Annotated in this window: 12 protein-coding genes; 6 read left to right on the top strand and 6 right to left on the bottom strand. The window is 71.6% G+C overall.

The window, feature by feature from the left end; translation table 11 throughout:
* Positions 1-31 precede the first annotated feature (31 nt).
* From ACWGKJ_RS04665 to ACWGKJ_RS04655, 3 genes are all read right to left on the bottom strand, one after another.
* Positions 32-823, bottom strand: a complete 792-nt coding sequence (locus ACWGKJ_RS04665; protein WP_385017572.1) for a DeoR/GlpR family DNA-binding transcription regulator — start codon at positions 821-823, stop codon at positions 32-34.
* Positions 824-889: 66 nt separating this feature from the next.
* On the bottom strand, positions 890-2,245 hold the full coding sequence (locus tag ACWGKJ_RS04660; RefSeq protein WP_385017569.1) for a GntT/GntP/DsdX family permease: 1,356 nt from the start codon (positions 2,243-2,245) through the stop codon (positions 890-892).
* Between the two features lie 63 nt (positions 2,246-2,308).
* The gene (locus tag ACWGKJ_RS04655; RefSeq protein ID WP_385017567.1) at positions 2,309-3,709 is read right to left on the bottom strand and encodes a homoserine dehydrogenase; all 1,401 of its coding nucleotides are present in this window, start codon (positions 3,707-3,709) and stop codon (positions 2,309-2,311) included.
* Positions 3,710-3,930: 221 nt separating this feature from the next.
* On the opposite strand from ACWGKJ_RS04655, the gene otnK reads away from it, so the two are divergent.
* On the top strand, positions 3,931-5,208 hold the full coding sequence (otnK, locus tag ACWGKJ_RS04650) for a 3-oxo-tetronate kinase (protein WP_385017564.1): 1,278 nt from the start codon (positions 3,931-3,933) through the stop codon (positions 5,206-5,208).
* Positions 5,205-5,882, top strand: a complete 678-nt coding sequence (locus ACWGKJ_RS04645; RefSeq protein WP_385017561.1) for a class II aldolase/adducin family protein — start codon at positions 5,205-5,207, stop codon at positions 5,880-5,882. Before otnK ends, ACWGKJ_RS04645 begins: the two co-directional genes overlap by 4 nt.
* A 33-nt stretch (positions 5,883-5,915) precedes the next feature.
* On the opposite strand, the gene ACWGKJ_RS04640 is transcribed toward ACWGKJ_RS04645, so the two are convergent.
* Together ACWGKJ_RS04640 and ACWGKJ_RS04635 are read right to left on the bottom strand one after the other, a co-directional pair.
* Entirely contained in the window at positions 5,916-6,452 is a 537-nt protein-coding gene (locus ACWGKJ_RS04640) for a hypothetical protein (protein ID WP_385017558.1), read from the bottom strand.
* A gap of 136 nt (positions 6,453-6,588) precedes the next feature.
* Positions 6,589-7,260: an RNA polymerase sigma factor gene (locus ACWGKJ_RS04635; RefSeq protein WP_385017555.1), complete on the bottom strand. Its 672-nt coding sequence runs from the start codon at positions 7,258-7,260 to the stop codon at positions 6,589-6,591.
* A gap of 342 nt (positions 7,261-7,602) precedes the next feature.
* On the opposite strand from ACWGKJ_RS04635, the gene ACWGKJ_RS04630 reads away from it, so the two are divergent.
* On the top strand, positions 7,603-8,433 hold the full coding sequence (locus ACWGKJ_RS04630; protein WP_385017552.1) for an SAM-dependent methyltransferase: 831 nt from the start codon (positions 7,603-7,605) through the stop codon (positions 8,431-8,433).
* A 78-nt stretch (positions 8,434-8,511) separates the two neighbouring features.
* On the opposite strand, the gene ACWGKJ_RS04625 is transcribed toward ACWGKJ_RS04630, so the two are convergent.
* Complete coding sequence (locus ACWGKJ_RS04625) at positions 8,512-9,108, bottom strand: TetR family transcriptional regulator (protein WP_385017549.1); 597 nt, start codon at positions 9,106-9,108, stop codon at positions 8,512-8,514.
* Positions 9,109-9,163: 55 nt separating this feature from the next.
* On the opposite strand from ACWGKJ_RS04625, the gene ACWGKJ_RS04620 reads away from it, so the two are divergent.
* The 3 genes from ACWGKJ_RS04620 to ACWGKJ_RS04610 all read left to right on the top strand — a co-directional run bounded on the left by ACWGKJ_RS04620 (position 9,164) and on the right by ACWGKJ_RS04610 (position 12,622).
* On the top strand, positions 9,164-10,387 hold the full coding sequence (locus tag ACWGKJ_RS04620) for a beta-ketoacyl-[acyl-carrier-protein] synthase family protein (RefSeq protein ID WP_385017547.1): 1,224 nt from the start codon (positions 9,164-9,166) through the stop codon (positions 10,385-10,387).
* A gap of 82 nt (positions 10,388-10,469) precedes the next feature.
* Positions 10,470-11,027: a GH25 family lysozyme gene (locus ACWGKJ_RS04615; protein ID WP_385017544.1), complete on the top strand. Its 558-nt coding sequence runs from the start codon at positions 10,470-10,472 to the stop codon at positions 11,025-11,027.
* A 389-nt stretch (positions 11,028-11,416) separates the two neighbouring features.
* Entirely contained in the window at positions 11,417-12,622 is a 1,206-nt protein-coding gene (locus ACWGKJ_RS04610; RefSeq protein ID WP_385017827.1) for a glycoside hydrolase family 64 protein, read from the top strand.
* Positions 12,623-12,713 lie beyond the last annotated feature (91 nt).

Below are 12,713 nucleotides of genomic sequence, written 5' to 3'. Positions count from 1 at the left end.
CAACCTCATCGACAACTGTGCCGCGACCCAACTAGGGGGTGGCGAGGTCCAGTTCGATCCCGAGGTCGCGGATCGCCTGGGCGGCGGCCGGTTCGAGTGCCCTGTCGGTCACGATCCGTTCGAAGGCGCGGAGCGGAGCCATCCGGTACGTGGCGAACAGGCCGTACTTCGACGCGGCGGCGACCAGTACCGACCGGGAGGCCGACTCCATCGCGGCACGCTTGACCTCGACCTTCGCCTCCGACGGGGTGGTCACGCCACGTTGCAGGTCCCAGGAACTGCTGCTGATCAGGGCCAGGTCGAGTGCGAACTGCCGCAGAGTGGCCGCGGCCACCGGGCCGACGGTGGACAGGTTCTCGTGTTCGAGCCTGCCGCCGATGTGGATCGTCTCGACGTGCGGCGCGTCGGCCAGCCGGTGGACGACGGTGAAGTCGTTGGTGACGACGGTCATTCCCTGGCGGGCGGTGATGAAGGGCACCACATGGAGCAGGGTGGTCCCCGCGTCCACGTACACGCTCATCCCGTCCACAAGCAGCCCGTCGACGAGCGCGGCCATGGCCGTCTTCTCGGCCCGGTCGACATGGGTCTTGCGCTCATGGCTCGGTTCGCTGGAGATACGGCTGGCCAGGCGCACCCCGCCGGGCACGGAGTAGACGTGGCCCTGCTCCTCCAGAGCGGCGATGTCCCGGCGCACCGTCATGTGTGAGACGCCGAGCATCTCGGTGAGCTGGTGCACGCTGAGCACGAGATGACTGCGGAGCCGGCGCAGGAGGAGCTCGCGCCGCTGGTCGGGGATCAGCTGCCCCTCCTCCTGTGAACTCATGTGATCACTCTATTCCGGGTCCGGTGGGCGGGGGACGGGGGACGGGGGTGCTCGGGCGCCGGCGGCTCAGACGGCGAGGGAGAGCAGGAGCACGCCGGCCAGTCCGATGAGGGACTGTACCGAGAGCATGACCGACCAGGTCCTGAAGGTCTTTCCTACGGACAGCTGGAAGTACTCCTTGAAGAGCCAGAAGCCCGAGTCGTTGACGTGCGACAGCATCACGGAGCCCGACGCGGTGGCAAGGACGAGGAGTTCGGGTGAGAGGCCCGGATAGACGGTCAGGAAGGGCGCCACGATGCCGGCGGTCGTGATCGTGGCGACGGTCGCCGAGCCGAGGCAGATCCGCAGCAGCGCGGCGATTCCCCAGGCGAGGAGGAGCGGCGGCGCGGACCAGTGCACCGCGTAACCGGTGATCGCGTGGCTCACCCCGGTCGATGCCAGCATCTGGGCCAGCCCGCCGCCCGCCCCGATGATCAGCAGCACCGGGCCGACCGCGCCCAGCCCCTTGCCGGACATCGTCTGCATCTGCCGCAGCAGGAAGCCGGCCCGGGGCCCGAGGACGAAGAACGCGAAGAGTACGGCGACGAGCAGCGCGAGGATCGGGTTGTCGAGGGTCTCGAAGGCCTGCCAGGGCAGTGAGTTCTTCCGGGTCATCGAGGAGCCGAGCGTGCCGACCAGCATCAGGAAGGGCGGCAGCAGGACGGCGGTCAGGGTGAGCGGGAGCGAGACAGGACCGGCCCTGCGGCCCTCGGGCTGCGGGCTGACGCTGGCGACGGGTCCGGCGTCGAGGTCGGGCGCGGGGCCGAAGGCGCGGCTGCTGAGCTTGGTGAGCAGGGGGCCGCAGATCAGCACGGTGGGGATCGCGATGACCAGACCGAGGCCGATGGTCAGGCCGGTGTTGGCGTGGTAGGCGGTGACCGCGGCCGTGGGGGCGGGATGCGGTGGCAGCAGGCCGTGTGCGGTGTAGAGGCCGGCGGCGAGCGGCAGGCCGACGAAGAGGAGATGCGTTCCGGTGCGTTTGGCGACCGCGTACGCCAGCGGGACGAGCATCACGAAGCTGACGTCGAAGATGTTGGGCAGTCCGATGATGAGCGCGGCCACCGCGATGGCCAGCGGGATCCACTTCACCGGACGGGAGACGACGAAGGCGTCGGCTATGCGGTAGGCGCCTCCGCTGCCCAGCAGGATGCCGCCGAGCATGGCGCCGAGTGCGATGACCGGGCCGGTGTCGCTCAGCGTGTCGCCGAAGCCCTGCTCGAAGTCCTTGACCGCTCCCGCGGGGCTGATGCCGTTGGCCATGCCCAGGGCGAGCGCCGCGACGGTCAGCGCCAGTGACGGGTGCAGCCGGCACTTCGTGATCAGCACGATCAGGAAGACGATCGCGGCGGCTGCCAGGAGCAGATGCTCGATGTTCGGGTTCACGGGTCGTTCCTTCGGGTTTTCCGCTCTGGCGCTGTCCGCGCCGCAGGGGATACGAGGGGTGGGTCAGGCGTCCTGCGCGGGCTCCGCGTGCGACGCCTGGGCGAGAGCGGTGTCGTAGCCGGTGAGGTCGGTGAGGGTCAGCACCGTGCCGGCCCGGACATCCCGGGCGGTACGGGCGTTCGCCGCCAGGTAGTAGGGGGCGGTACCGGGTCCGGCGTCCTGCGCGGTCAGCAGGGCCGGTTCCAGGCCGTCGACCTCGTGGTGGTGGCCGTGCATCCGCAGTTCGGTGCCCGCGGGCAGGTCGCGCACCGCCCGGCCCGCGAGCACGGCGGAGCGGCCCACGCCACCCGGGCCGGCGGCGCCCCGGTGCTCATGGACCGCGGTCAGCAGGGTGAAGGGGGTCTCGACCCCCATGAGGTGGAAGGGCAGATAGACACAGGCGTACCGGCCGTCGCGGCTGACGACGTGCCCCTTCTCCCGCAGCATCCGCCAGGTGACGTCGTCGTGGGTGCGGACGATGAGGAAGACGCCGCCGGCGAACGACGCCTCGCCCGGCAGGCGCAGCGCGCTGAAGACGTCCAGGGCGCCCGTGGTGGCGAGCAGGCCCCCGTCCTCGCGCAGCGCGTACACGTCGGCCAGTTCGTCGATGCGCGCGACGGGGTAGTGCAGCTCCGGGACGTCGGGCTGGAAGCCGGAGTGGTGGGAGACCACCGACATCTCGCAGTAGTCGGCGCTGGATCTGCGGGGCAGCGCTTCGACCAGGGCCGCGCGGGCGGCCAGGGTGCCGCGTACGTCGTCGCCCAGGGTGAGGAGGTCGCTCATGCCGGGGACCGCGACGGTCATGTCCTGCTGGGTGACGGTCTCCGACTCCGGGTCGAGGACGAGGTCGTACTCGCTGGACTTGCCGAGCGCCACCACGTCGAGCCCGATCAGCCGCCCCCACCGGAGCAGCCCGAGCACATTGGCGGGCTGGTCGCCTCCGGCCGGTGTGTAGACGACGCCGTGCCGGGCGGCCAGCCGGGACAGCCGGACGCCGGCGACCGAGTCGACCTCCTTGCTGGCCATCGCCACATGCCGGCCGGCGGTGAGGGCCGCCACCGCGGCCGCGTACCCCACGGCGGGGTTGCCGGTGGCCTCGACCAGGATGTCGAACTCCGTCTCCGCCAGCAGCGCGGTGTCCGGGACGGCGAGGGTGACGTCCGGGTCCGAGCCCGCCCGCCGCACCTCGTCGGGGGTCCGGCAGACCCGGAGCCCGTCGTCGGGCAGGCCCAGCTCGGCCCACAGGGCGCGCAGTCCTCCGGTGTCCAGGTCGCACAGCACGGCGGGCGAGAGGCCGGGCACATAGCGGGTCTGGGCGAGAAGCGTGCGGCCGAATCCTCCGCAGGCCCCTGTGAGGGCATAGCGGACCGGCGATGTGGCGTCGGACCGTGTCCGTTCAGTGATGTCCATGACGTTGATGTCCATGACGTTCCTCGGCGGAGAGTGACGAGCAGGCGGGGCCCCCGTCCGACCGTGCTCGCGTCGCCCCCTCTTCGCGGAGGGGCGGACCAAGTCGATGGTAGGGGCGAGGCCCACAACAATATTCACAAGAATTAACGTCGTTGCACATGTGTGTCAAGCTTTGTAACATCACCGTAGGGAGCGGGCCGACGGAAGCCCGCCTCACGGCAAGGGCAGGAGGGACTATGCCGACGTTGGGCGCCATCGCCGACGACTTCACCGGCGCGACGGATCTGGCCACGAACCTGGTGAGCCGCGGGTACCGCACCGTGGTCCGCACCGGTCTGCCCGCCCCGGACGACCCGGGCCTGGCCCAGGACGCCGACGCCGACGCCGTGGTGATCGCCCTGCAGTCCCGCACGGCGCCGCCCGGCCGGGCGGTCGCCGACAGCCTCGCCGCCCTGGCGGTCCTGCGGGAGCTGGGCTGCGAGCGGTTCTACTTCAAGTACTGCTCGACCTTCGACTCCACACCGACGGGGAACATCGGCCCGGTCCTGGACGCCCTGATGCACGCCGTCGGGGCCTCCGTGACCCTCGCGGTCCCCTCCCTTCCCGGCAATGGGCGCACCGTCTACCAGGGGCATCTCTTCGTCCACCGGCAGTTGCTCAGCGAGAGCCCGATGCGCCACCACCCGCTCACGCCGATGACCGAATCCGATGTGGTCGGGCTGCTCGCGGCGCAGAGCGGTCACGAGACCGTACTCACCGATCACGCCACGGTGCGGTCGGGTGCGGCAGCGGTCCGGCGGGCGCTGGAGGCCGACCCGGGGCGCAGCCGGATCCATGTCGTCGACGCCGTGGACGACGCCGATCTGGCGGTCATCGCCGACGGCGCGTCGGGGCTCACGCTGTGGAGCGGCGGCTCGGGTCTCGCCCTGGGTCTCCCGGTGGCCGGGCGCCCGTCGCGGGCCCGGGACATTCCGGTGGCGGAAGGGTTCCAGGCCGTGCTGGCCGGGAGCGCGTCCGCCGCGACGCGGCGCCAGGTCGCCCGGGGGCGCGAGCGGATGCCCGCCCGCAAACTCGATCTCGCCGCCCTGCGCGCCGACCTGCCGGGCGAGGTCGCGGACCTGGCCCGGTGGGCCGCGCACCAGTGGGCACAGCGCCCCGGTGACCCGGTCCTGGTGTACGCCGTCGCATCGCTCGACGACATCGAACACGACACATCCCCGGGGCTGGAACCCGCGTCGGCCCTGGTCGAACGGGCCCTGGGCCGGTGCGCCCAGGAGCTGCTGGCCCGCGGCGCACGACGGTTCCTGATCGCGGGTGGCGAGACCTCGGGCACCGTGACCACGGCCCTGGACGTGACCCGGCTGCGCATCGGTCCGGCGATCGCCCCGGGAGTCGCCTGGGCCTCGGCGACGGCAGGCCCGGCGGGCACCGGTCCGGTGGTCAACCTCGCCCTCAAATCTGGAAACTTCGGTGACGACTCGGTCTTCACCACCGCATGGAAGGAACTCGGGTGAGCACGGTCGGCCAGGAGGCCATACGACAGGACACCGTCCGGCAGGACATCGTGAGCGCCGCACACGAACTGGCGGCGCTCGGTCTGAGTCCGGGCAGGACCGGCAATGTCAGCGTCCGGATCGGCGACGAGGTGCACATCGCCCCCACCGGGTGCGACCTGAGCCGGCTGACCGTGGACCAACTGGCCGTCACCGACCTCGGAGGCCGCACCCTGAGCGGCCCGAAGCCCTCGAAGGAGTTGCCGCTGCATCTGGCCTTCTACCGCCGCTCGGACTCCTGCACAGCGGTCGTCCACCTCCACTCACGACAGGCCACCGCGGCCTCGTGCCTGCCGCCCTGGTCCCCCTGGTCCGCCATCGGGCCGATCTCGCCGTACTTCGTCATGCGCGTGGGACAAGCCCCCCTGGTGCCGTACGCGCCTCCGGGCGACCCCCGCCAGGCAGCGGATCTGCTGGCCCTGGAACTCCCCTTCCGCGCGGCCCTGTTGCAGAACCACGGCCCGGTCGTCTCCGGCCGCACGGTCCGGGAGGCCGTCGAAGCGGCGGTCGAGATCGAGGAGGCGTCGGCCCTCACCCTCCTCACCCGGGCGACCGACCCGCACCTGCTCTCCCCGGCCGACGCCCGTGAACTGGCCGACCGCTACGGCTCACCGTGGACGGCCGGGGCCCGGTAACCCGCGTGGCGGGAGCGGAGTCCGACCCCGCCGTCAGTCCCCCCGCGTGTGCAACCGGTCGACCACCTCTGCGAGTGCCCGGGGTACGTCGGGCGGGAGGCCGTGGTGGAGTTGGGCCAGCAGGCTGTGGCGGGCCTCCTCGGGGAGGAGGTCCGCGCGGACGGTGGGGGCGGCGGGCTCCGGGCGGGGGGCCCGGCGGGGGGTGGCCAGGTTCGCCGCCTGGGTGCGCCAGTGCTTGGCGTCCCGGTACTCGCCGCGCCGCCGGTGGTCGAGGAAGAGTGCGTACGCGGCCGTTCTGCTGCCCGCGCCCGCGGCGAACTGCCACCAGGAGCGTGCCGCGTCGTACCGGCCGGTGATGTGCAGCAGCGCCGCCAGCATCAGGGCGCCCTCGGGGCCGGGGTGCCGCTCGTCGACCAGCCGGGAGAGGCAGCCCGCCGCCTGCGGGGCGTTCAGGACCAGGGCGCAGGCCAACCCCAGTTCGTGTGCGGCCTGTTCGTACGCCGTCGGATAGGGCGCCGGGGCCGGTGTGCCCGGTCGCGGTGGGACGCGCGGGCCGTCGGGGTCACCCATGGGAGGGAGACGGGGCCCGCTCCACGGAGGGGGCGCGGTACGGGTGGCTGCTGCCGTGGCGGCCGACCCGCCGGTGCCCGCCGCCGTCGCGGGCGGCGGCGGAGCCAGGGGCTCTTCCGTGTTTCACGTCCATGCGCTACTCCCCCGGGCCGGGCGCCCCGTGGAGGCCGAGGTCCCGGGCCAGCTTCCGCTTCGCGTGGCGGATGTGCGAGCGGACCGTCTCCTGGGGGACGCCCATGATGAATGCGGTACGGGCCTGATCGTATTGCAGCACGTACCGGAGCAGCAGCACGTCGTACTGGCGCTCCGGAAGGCGCGCGATGGCCGCGTACAGCTCCGGGCACGGGCTCTGTTCCCGCTGTCCCGGGACGGTGCCGGGAAGGACGGTGCCGGGAAGGACGGTGCCGGGAAGGGCTGGGCCGGGAAGGGCTGGGCCGGGGGCGGGCGGGGCCCAGGCGCCCAGGATGTGCTCGAAGACCGATGCGGGTGCGGCGGTCCGGGCCAGCGCCGGTTCCAGGCCGCGTTCGTCCAGCCACTCGAAGATGATCTCCTTGAAGATCTTCCAGGCGTGTCCCTCGACGGACTCCTGGCGCAACGCGTGTTCCCAGTGGAGCGTCAGCCGGGCCCTGAGCTCAACCACCAGGGCATGCGCGGTCGTTGACTCCCCCACCTGGAGGAGAGCGTACGACTGCCACTCCTGGTGGTGCTCGGCGCAGAACGCCTCGCAGACCATGTGCAGCCTGCGCGCCGACAGGCCGGTGGACGGCGTCCGTAAGGCGGTGGCGTCCACCGCGGTTCTCCGGCGCATACACGTACCTGCTCTGCTGTACCAGCGCCGGTCCCCTGCTGGAACCGGCGTCCGGTGATAGGGACACGCCCCCCGCGCGCCGGTACGCACCGTGGTCCGCACATCCACGCCATGGCGCATACGGAAGCTGCCATCGGTGTTCGTCCCGTCACGTTGGGCTCGTCTATGTGTACCTGAAAATCCCGTCGCCGGGTTGCTCTTCCGGGAGGGGACCGCAGTGGACCAGGGGCGACTGGAGTGGACCGGAGTTGGCCGGAGTTGACCGGGCCCGGCCGGAGTTCTTGTACCGCTCGACGGGCAGGGTGCTGACGAGCGGCACACCGACAAGGGGAGGCAGTCAGCATGACGGAGCACCAGGGGCAGGATCTCGGGGCGAGTCCGGTCGATCTGGAGCTGGACCGGGCGCACTCCGCCCGGATGTACGACTACTACCTGGGGGGCACCACCAACTTCACCGCCGACCGGGAGGCCGTGGGCAGGGTGCTCGCCGCGTTCCCCGGTGTGCGCGTCGCGGCGCGGACGAACCGGGAGTTCATGCACCGGGCCACCCGGTGGGCCGCGGAGCACGGGCTGCGCCAGTTCCTCGACATAGGCACCGGCATTCCCACCTCCCCCAACCTCCACGAAGTGGTCCAGCTCTCCGTCCCGGCCGCGCGCGTGGTGTACGCGGACAACGACCCGATCGTGCTCGCCCACGCCCAGGCCCTGCTGCGCAGCACCCCGCAGGGGAGGACGGCGTATGTCGAGGCTGACGCCAAGGAACCGGAGACCCTGCTGAAGGCGTCGGCCCTGCGCGACACCCTCGATCTGAGCCGGCCCGTCGCGCTGAGCCTCAACGCGCTGCTGCACTTCGTCACCGACGCCGACGGCGCCTACGCGATCATCGAGCGGTACAAGGAGGCCCTCGCACCGGGCAGCACGCTCGCCCTGTCGCACGCCACCCCGGACTTCGACGCGGAGACCATGAACCGCATGATCGACATCTACACGGCCGCCGGAACACCGCTGCAGTTCCGCACCAAGGAGGAGTTCAGCCGTTTCTTCGACGGCTGGGAACTCGTCGAGCCGGGCGTCACGGTGTCCCACCGGTGGCGGCCCGACGACCCACGGGAGTCCGGGCAGGTCAGCGACGCCGACGCCGCCTGCTATGTGGCCGTGGCCCGCAAGCCCTGACAGCCGGAGCGGGAGGGGTGACGCGGCGGCGCCGGGACGGGGGACGGCGGGGCGGCCCGGACGCCGCAACCGGCGTACTCACCCCGGGGCGCCGGGGCGGTGCGCGGCCACCGCGCGGGCCGTCTCCACCACATGGGCCCGCAGCGCGGCGGGGTCCAGCGGTCCCGGCCCGGCCCCCAGGACCAGCCGGGCCATCTGCGGGAAGGCCAGCGGCCAGACCGCCACACCGATGAGGGCGAGGAAGGTGGCGGCGGCGTCCCCGGCCGGACGCCCGCCGGCCGGCTCACCGAGCGCGGCCGCCTTCCGCGCGTAGTGCCCGGAGCGCGCCTCGCTGTCGGGCAGCGCCCCGTCGCCGTAGTGCAGCGCCTCCCACATCATCAGCCGGGTCAGCTCCGGGTTCCTCCGGTGGTAGTCGTACATCCGCCCCGCGTACTCACCCGGGTCGCCGTCCGGCAGTCCGACCTGCACGGCGTGCTCGTCCAGCGCCTCCGCGACGACCGCCGCGAACAGCTTCTCCTTACTGCCGAAGTACCCGTAGATGCGCTCCTTGTTGGCCCCGGCGCGCTCGGCGATCCGGTCGACGCGGGCGCCGTCCAGTCCGTGTTCGGCGAACTCCGTGCGCGCGGCCGCCAGCAGGCGGGCGCGGGTCCCCCCGGTGCGGGTGCTCCTCGTCATGGGGCGATCATACGCAGGTTGCCAACCAACTGGATGGTTGGTTACGGTCCACCGCATGGCGACAAGAACGGATGTCTGGGTCACCGGGCTGGGGGCCACCACGCCCCTCGGCGGTGATGTCCCGCTTACCTGGGCCGCGATGACGGCGGGCGAGAACGGAATCGGCAGCCTGGCGGACGAGGACTGGGCCGGCCCGCTGCCGGTGCGGATCGCGGCCCGGATGCGCCAGGACCCGGCGGATTCGCTGAAGCGCACCGAGGCCCGCCGGCTCGACCGCTGCGAACAGGCCGCCCTGGTCTGTGCCCGCGAGGCCTGGGCGGACGCGGGAGCGCCCGCCGTCGATCCGGAGCGCCTCGCCGTCGTGATCGGTACGGGCACCGGCGGCGTGCTCTCCCTGCTCGGGCAGAACCGCGTACTGGAGGAGTCCGGCCCCCGGAAGGTCTCGCCGCACACCGTCCCCATGCTCATGGCCAACGGGCCGGCCGCCTGGGTCTCCATCGAGCTGGGGGCAAAGGGCGGCGCGCACACCCCGGTGAGCGCCTGCGCCTCCGGGGCGGAGGCGATCGCGCTCGGTCTCGACCTCATCCGGGCGGGGCGGGCCGACATCGTGGTGGCGGGCGGTGCGGAGGCGAGCCTGCATCCGCTGCCGCTGACCGCCTTTGCCCAGATGAGGGCGGTGTCGACGGCCAACGACGACCCGGAGGGCGCCTCGCGCCCCTTCGACGCGGAGCGCGACGGTTTCGTGTTCGGCGAGGGCGCCGCAGTCCTGGTCCTGGAGAGCGCCGCGCACGCCCGCGCACGCGCCGCACGTGCGCACGGAGCGGTGGCCGGTGCGGGGACGACGTCCAGCGCCGGGCACATCACCGCATCCGACCCCGAAGGCCAGGCACGGGCGATCCGGAAGGCCCTGCTGGACGCGGACCTGGCCCCCGGGGACATCGGCCATGTCCATGCGCACGCCACCTCCACCCCGCAGGGCGATCTCGCCGAGGCCGAGGCGGTCGCCGCCGCCGTCGGCACCCACCCGGTGGTCACAGCGACCAAGTCCATGACCGGCCATCTGCTGGGCGCCTCGGGGGCGTTGGGTGCGATGGCGGCGCTGCTGGCGCTGCGGGACGGATCCGTCCCGCCGACCCGCAACCTGTCCAGGCTCGACGACCGGGTACCGCTGGATGTCGTCACCGGCAGCGCCCGCAGGGGGCGTTGGGACGCGGCCCTGGCGAACTCGTTCGGCTTCGGCGGCCACAACGTATCCCTGGTTCTCACTTCGCCCAGGTGAGCGAATGCAGTCGACACCTCCCGAATGGGTAAGTGGAACATGGGATACCCAAGTCACCACGGAACAAGGGGAGGTAGCACGCATGCTGCACGGCATCGATGTCAGTACGTACCAGACGTCGTTCGACACCGACGGTCAGGCCTTTGTCTTCATCAAGGCCTCCGAGGGCCACACATACGTCAATCCACGACTGACAAGCCAGACCAAACTGGCGCGGGACGGCGGGTGCGTCGTCGGCTTCTACCACTTCCTGTGGCCGGGGAACATCCAGACACAGGCCGAGTACTTCGTGAGCAAGGCCCCCGAGAAGTCGGGCGATCTGCTCGCGGTGGACTGGGAGACCACCGGGGACGGCACCCGGGCCAGCAACGCCGAGAAGGACAGCTTCATCCGCGCGGTGAAGAAACTGCGGCCGCACAACCGGGTGCTGCTGTACACGAACCGCGACTACTGGCTGAACCACGACACCACGTCGTACGCCGGGGACGGACTGTGGATCGCGGACTACACGACGGCGGGCAAGCCCAGGATCAAGGCGGCCTGGACCTTCCACCAGTACACCAGCAGCCCGCTCGACAAGAATGTGGCCAACTCGCGCTTCGGGAGCAAGAACGCGCTCAAGGACTGGGCCACGCCGTAGGGTCTGTCCGGCCCAACTCCGTAGGGGCCGGCGGCCCGGACGGCGGCGGGGCGCTCGTGCGGGGCGGCGGCGAGCGCCCCGGCGGTCCCGGTGGGCGCCGGGCGGGAGGCCGTCGCCGGGAATCCGCGGGCGGGAGACCCGTGGCCGGGGCCCGGTTGCCCGGGGGCGAGGCCGGGAGCTACGGCCCGGAGGCCATGAGCAGAGCCTCCGCGTCTTCAAGTGGTGAAGGCGGAGAGGAATTTGAGAGCGCTCTCAGTGCTAGGTCTTGACCAATGCCCCGCACCTCGCAACAGTATGGGCCAACGGGAGGCCACCCCCCACAGCCCCACCCGCCTCCCGTGCTCCGCCCCCCCCACAGACCACAGGAGACTTGCGTGATATCCCGCAGAATGTTCCTGACCGGCGCCGCGGCGACCGCCACCGCTCTCACCTACCCCGCCTGGGGAAGCGCGCTGAGCCCACGCGCGTCGGCCTCCGCCGCCACCTGCGAACTGGCCCTGGAGAACAAGTCGTTGCCAGGCAACGTCAACGCGTACGTCACCGGCCATGAGCAGGGCACCGACAAGTGGGTCCTGCTGCGCGCCGACGGCAGCGTGTACCACCCCGACTCGCCGTCGGCCCCGCAGACACCGCTGCCCGTCGACTGCGCCATCCCGCTGAAGGCCGCGGGCGCGGGTGCCGTCACATTGACACTGCCTCAGATGTACGGCGCCCGTGTCTACTTCGTACGGGACGACAAGCTCGACTTCTTCCTCAACCCGGGCCCCTCGCTGGTCGAGCCCGCCTTCGCCACCCCGGCGGACCCGAACTACGGCCGCACCTGGTCGTTCTGCGAGTTCACCTTCAACCCGGACCAGCTGTACGCCAACATCTCGTACGTCGACCTGGTGACCTCGCTGCCCATCGGGCTCACGCTCAAGGGCGACACCGACCACACCGTGGCCCCGCTCCCCGACGGCGCGGTCGACAAGATCGCATCGGATCTCACGGCCCAGGCGGCCAAGGACGGCCAGCCCTGGGACAAGCTGGTCGTCCACGGCTCGGACGGCAAGGTGCTGCGGGTGATGTCGCCGCAGAATCTGATGGCGTCCGCCTCCCCGGACGCCATGCCGTTCGGCGATCTGTGGAGCGGCTATGTCGACCAGGTCTGGGACAAGTACAGCTCCACCGACCTCACCATCGACCTGCAGGGCGGCAAGGGCAGCCTGAAGGGCCGGGTGAGCGGGGACACCCTCACCTTCGACGGCGGCCACACCTTCACCAAGCCCGACTCGAAGTCCATCTTCACCTGCAACGACGGCCCCTTCGCCAACAATCCGGACGACCCGGACGAGAAGAAGGCGCTGCTCGCCAGGATCGCCGCCGGGTTCAACCGCTCGATCATGCTCACCCACCCCAGCCAGCCGAACGGCACGACGGCCGCCGACTACTACCAGGGGGACGTCACCAACCACTGGGCACGGGTGGTCCACGCCAACTCGCCGATCGGGTACGCCTTCCCGTACGACGACGTGGTCCCGGACGGCCAGCCCGACGTCTCGGGCGCGGCGAACGACGGCAATCCGGTCCGGTTCACGGTCTCCGTCGGGAACTGACCGGCCGGAACTGACCGGCCGGTTGCGGACGCGATACGGAAGGTGCGGGCCCGGCACAGCACGCCGGGGCCCGCACCACCCCCGCCCGCAC

The sequence above is a fragment of the Streptomyces sp. NPDC054757 genome (assembly GCF_053612185.1).
The sequence above is the reverse complement of the archived record's forward strand: the minus strand, read 5'-3'. Positions and strand labels throughout refer to the sequence as shown.

What these genes read in the sequence shown, in the direction of transcription:
- ACWGKJ_RS04665 (WP_385017572.1), bottom strand. Translation starts at nt 823, where the DNA reads ATGAGTTCACAGGAGGAGGGGCAGCTGATCCCCGACCAGCGGCGCGAG.
- ACWGKJ_RS04655 (WP_385017567.1), bottom strand. Translation starts at nt 3,709, where the DNA reads ATGGACATCAACGTCATGGACATCACTGAACGGACACGGTCCGACGCC.
- otnK (WP_385017564.1), top strand. Translation starts at nt 3,931, where the DNA reads ATGCCGACGTTGGGCGCCATCGCCGACGACTTCACCGGCGCGACGGAT.
- ACWGKJ_RS04640 (WP_385017558.1), bottom strand. Translation starts at nt 6,452, where the DNA reads ATGGGTGACCCCGACGGCCCGCGCGTCCCACCGCGACCGGGCACACCG.
- ACWGKJ_RS04635 (WP_385017555.1), bottom strand. Translation starts at nt 7,260, where the DNA reads ATGCGCCGGAGAACCGCGGTGGACGCCACCGCCTTACGGACGCCGTCC.
- ACWGKJ_RS04630 (WP_385017552.1), top strand. Translation starts at nt 7,603, where the DNA reads ATGACGGAGCACCAGGGGCAGGATCTCGGGGCGAGTCCGGTCGATCTG.
- ACWGKJ_RS04625 (WP_385017549.1), bottom strand. Translation starts at nt 9,108, where the DNA reads ATGACGAGGAGCACCCGCACCGGGGGGACCCGCGCCCGCCTGCTGGCG.
- ACWGKJ_RS04620 (WP_385017547.1), top strand. Translation starts at nt 9,164, where the DNA reads ATGGCGACAAGAACGGATGTCTGGGTCACCGGGCTGGGGGCCACCACG.
- ACWGKJ_RS04615 (WP_385017544.1), top strand. Translation starts at nt 10,470, where the DNA reads ATGCTGCACGGCATCGATGTCAGTACGTACCAGACGTCGTTCGACACC.
- ACWGKJ_RS04610 (WP_385017827.1), top strand. Translation starts at nt 11,417, where the DNA reads ATGTTCCTGACCGGCGCCGCGGCGACCGCCACCGCTCTCACCTACCCC.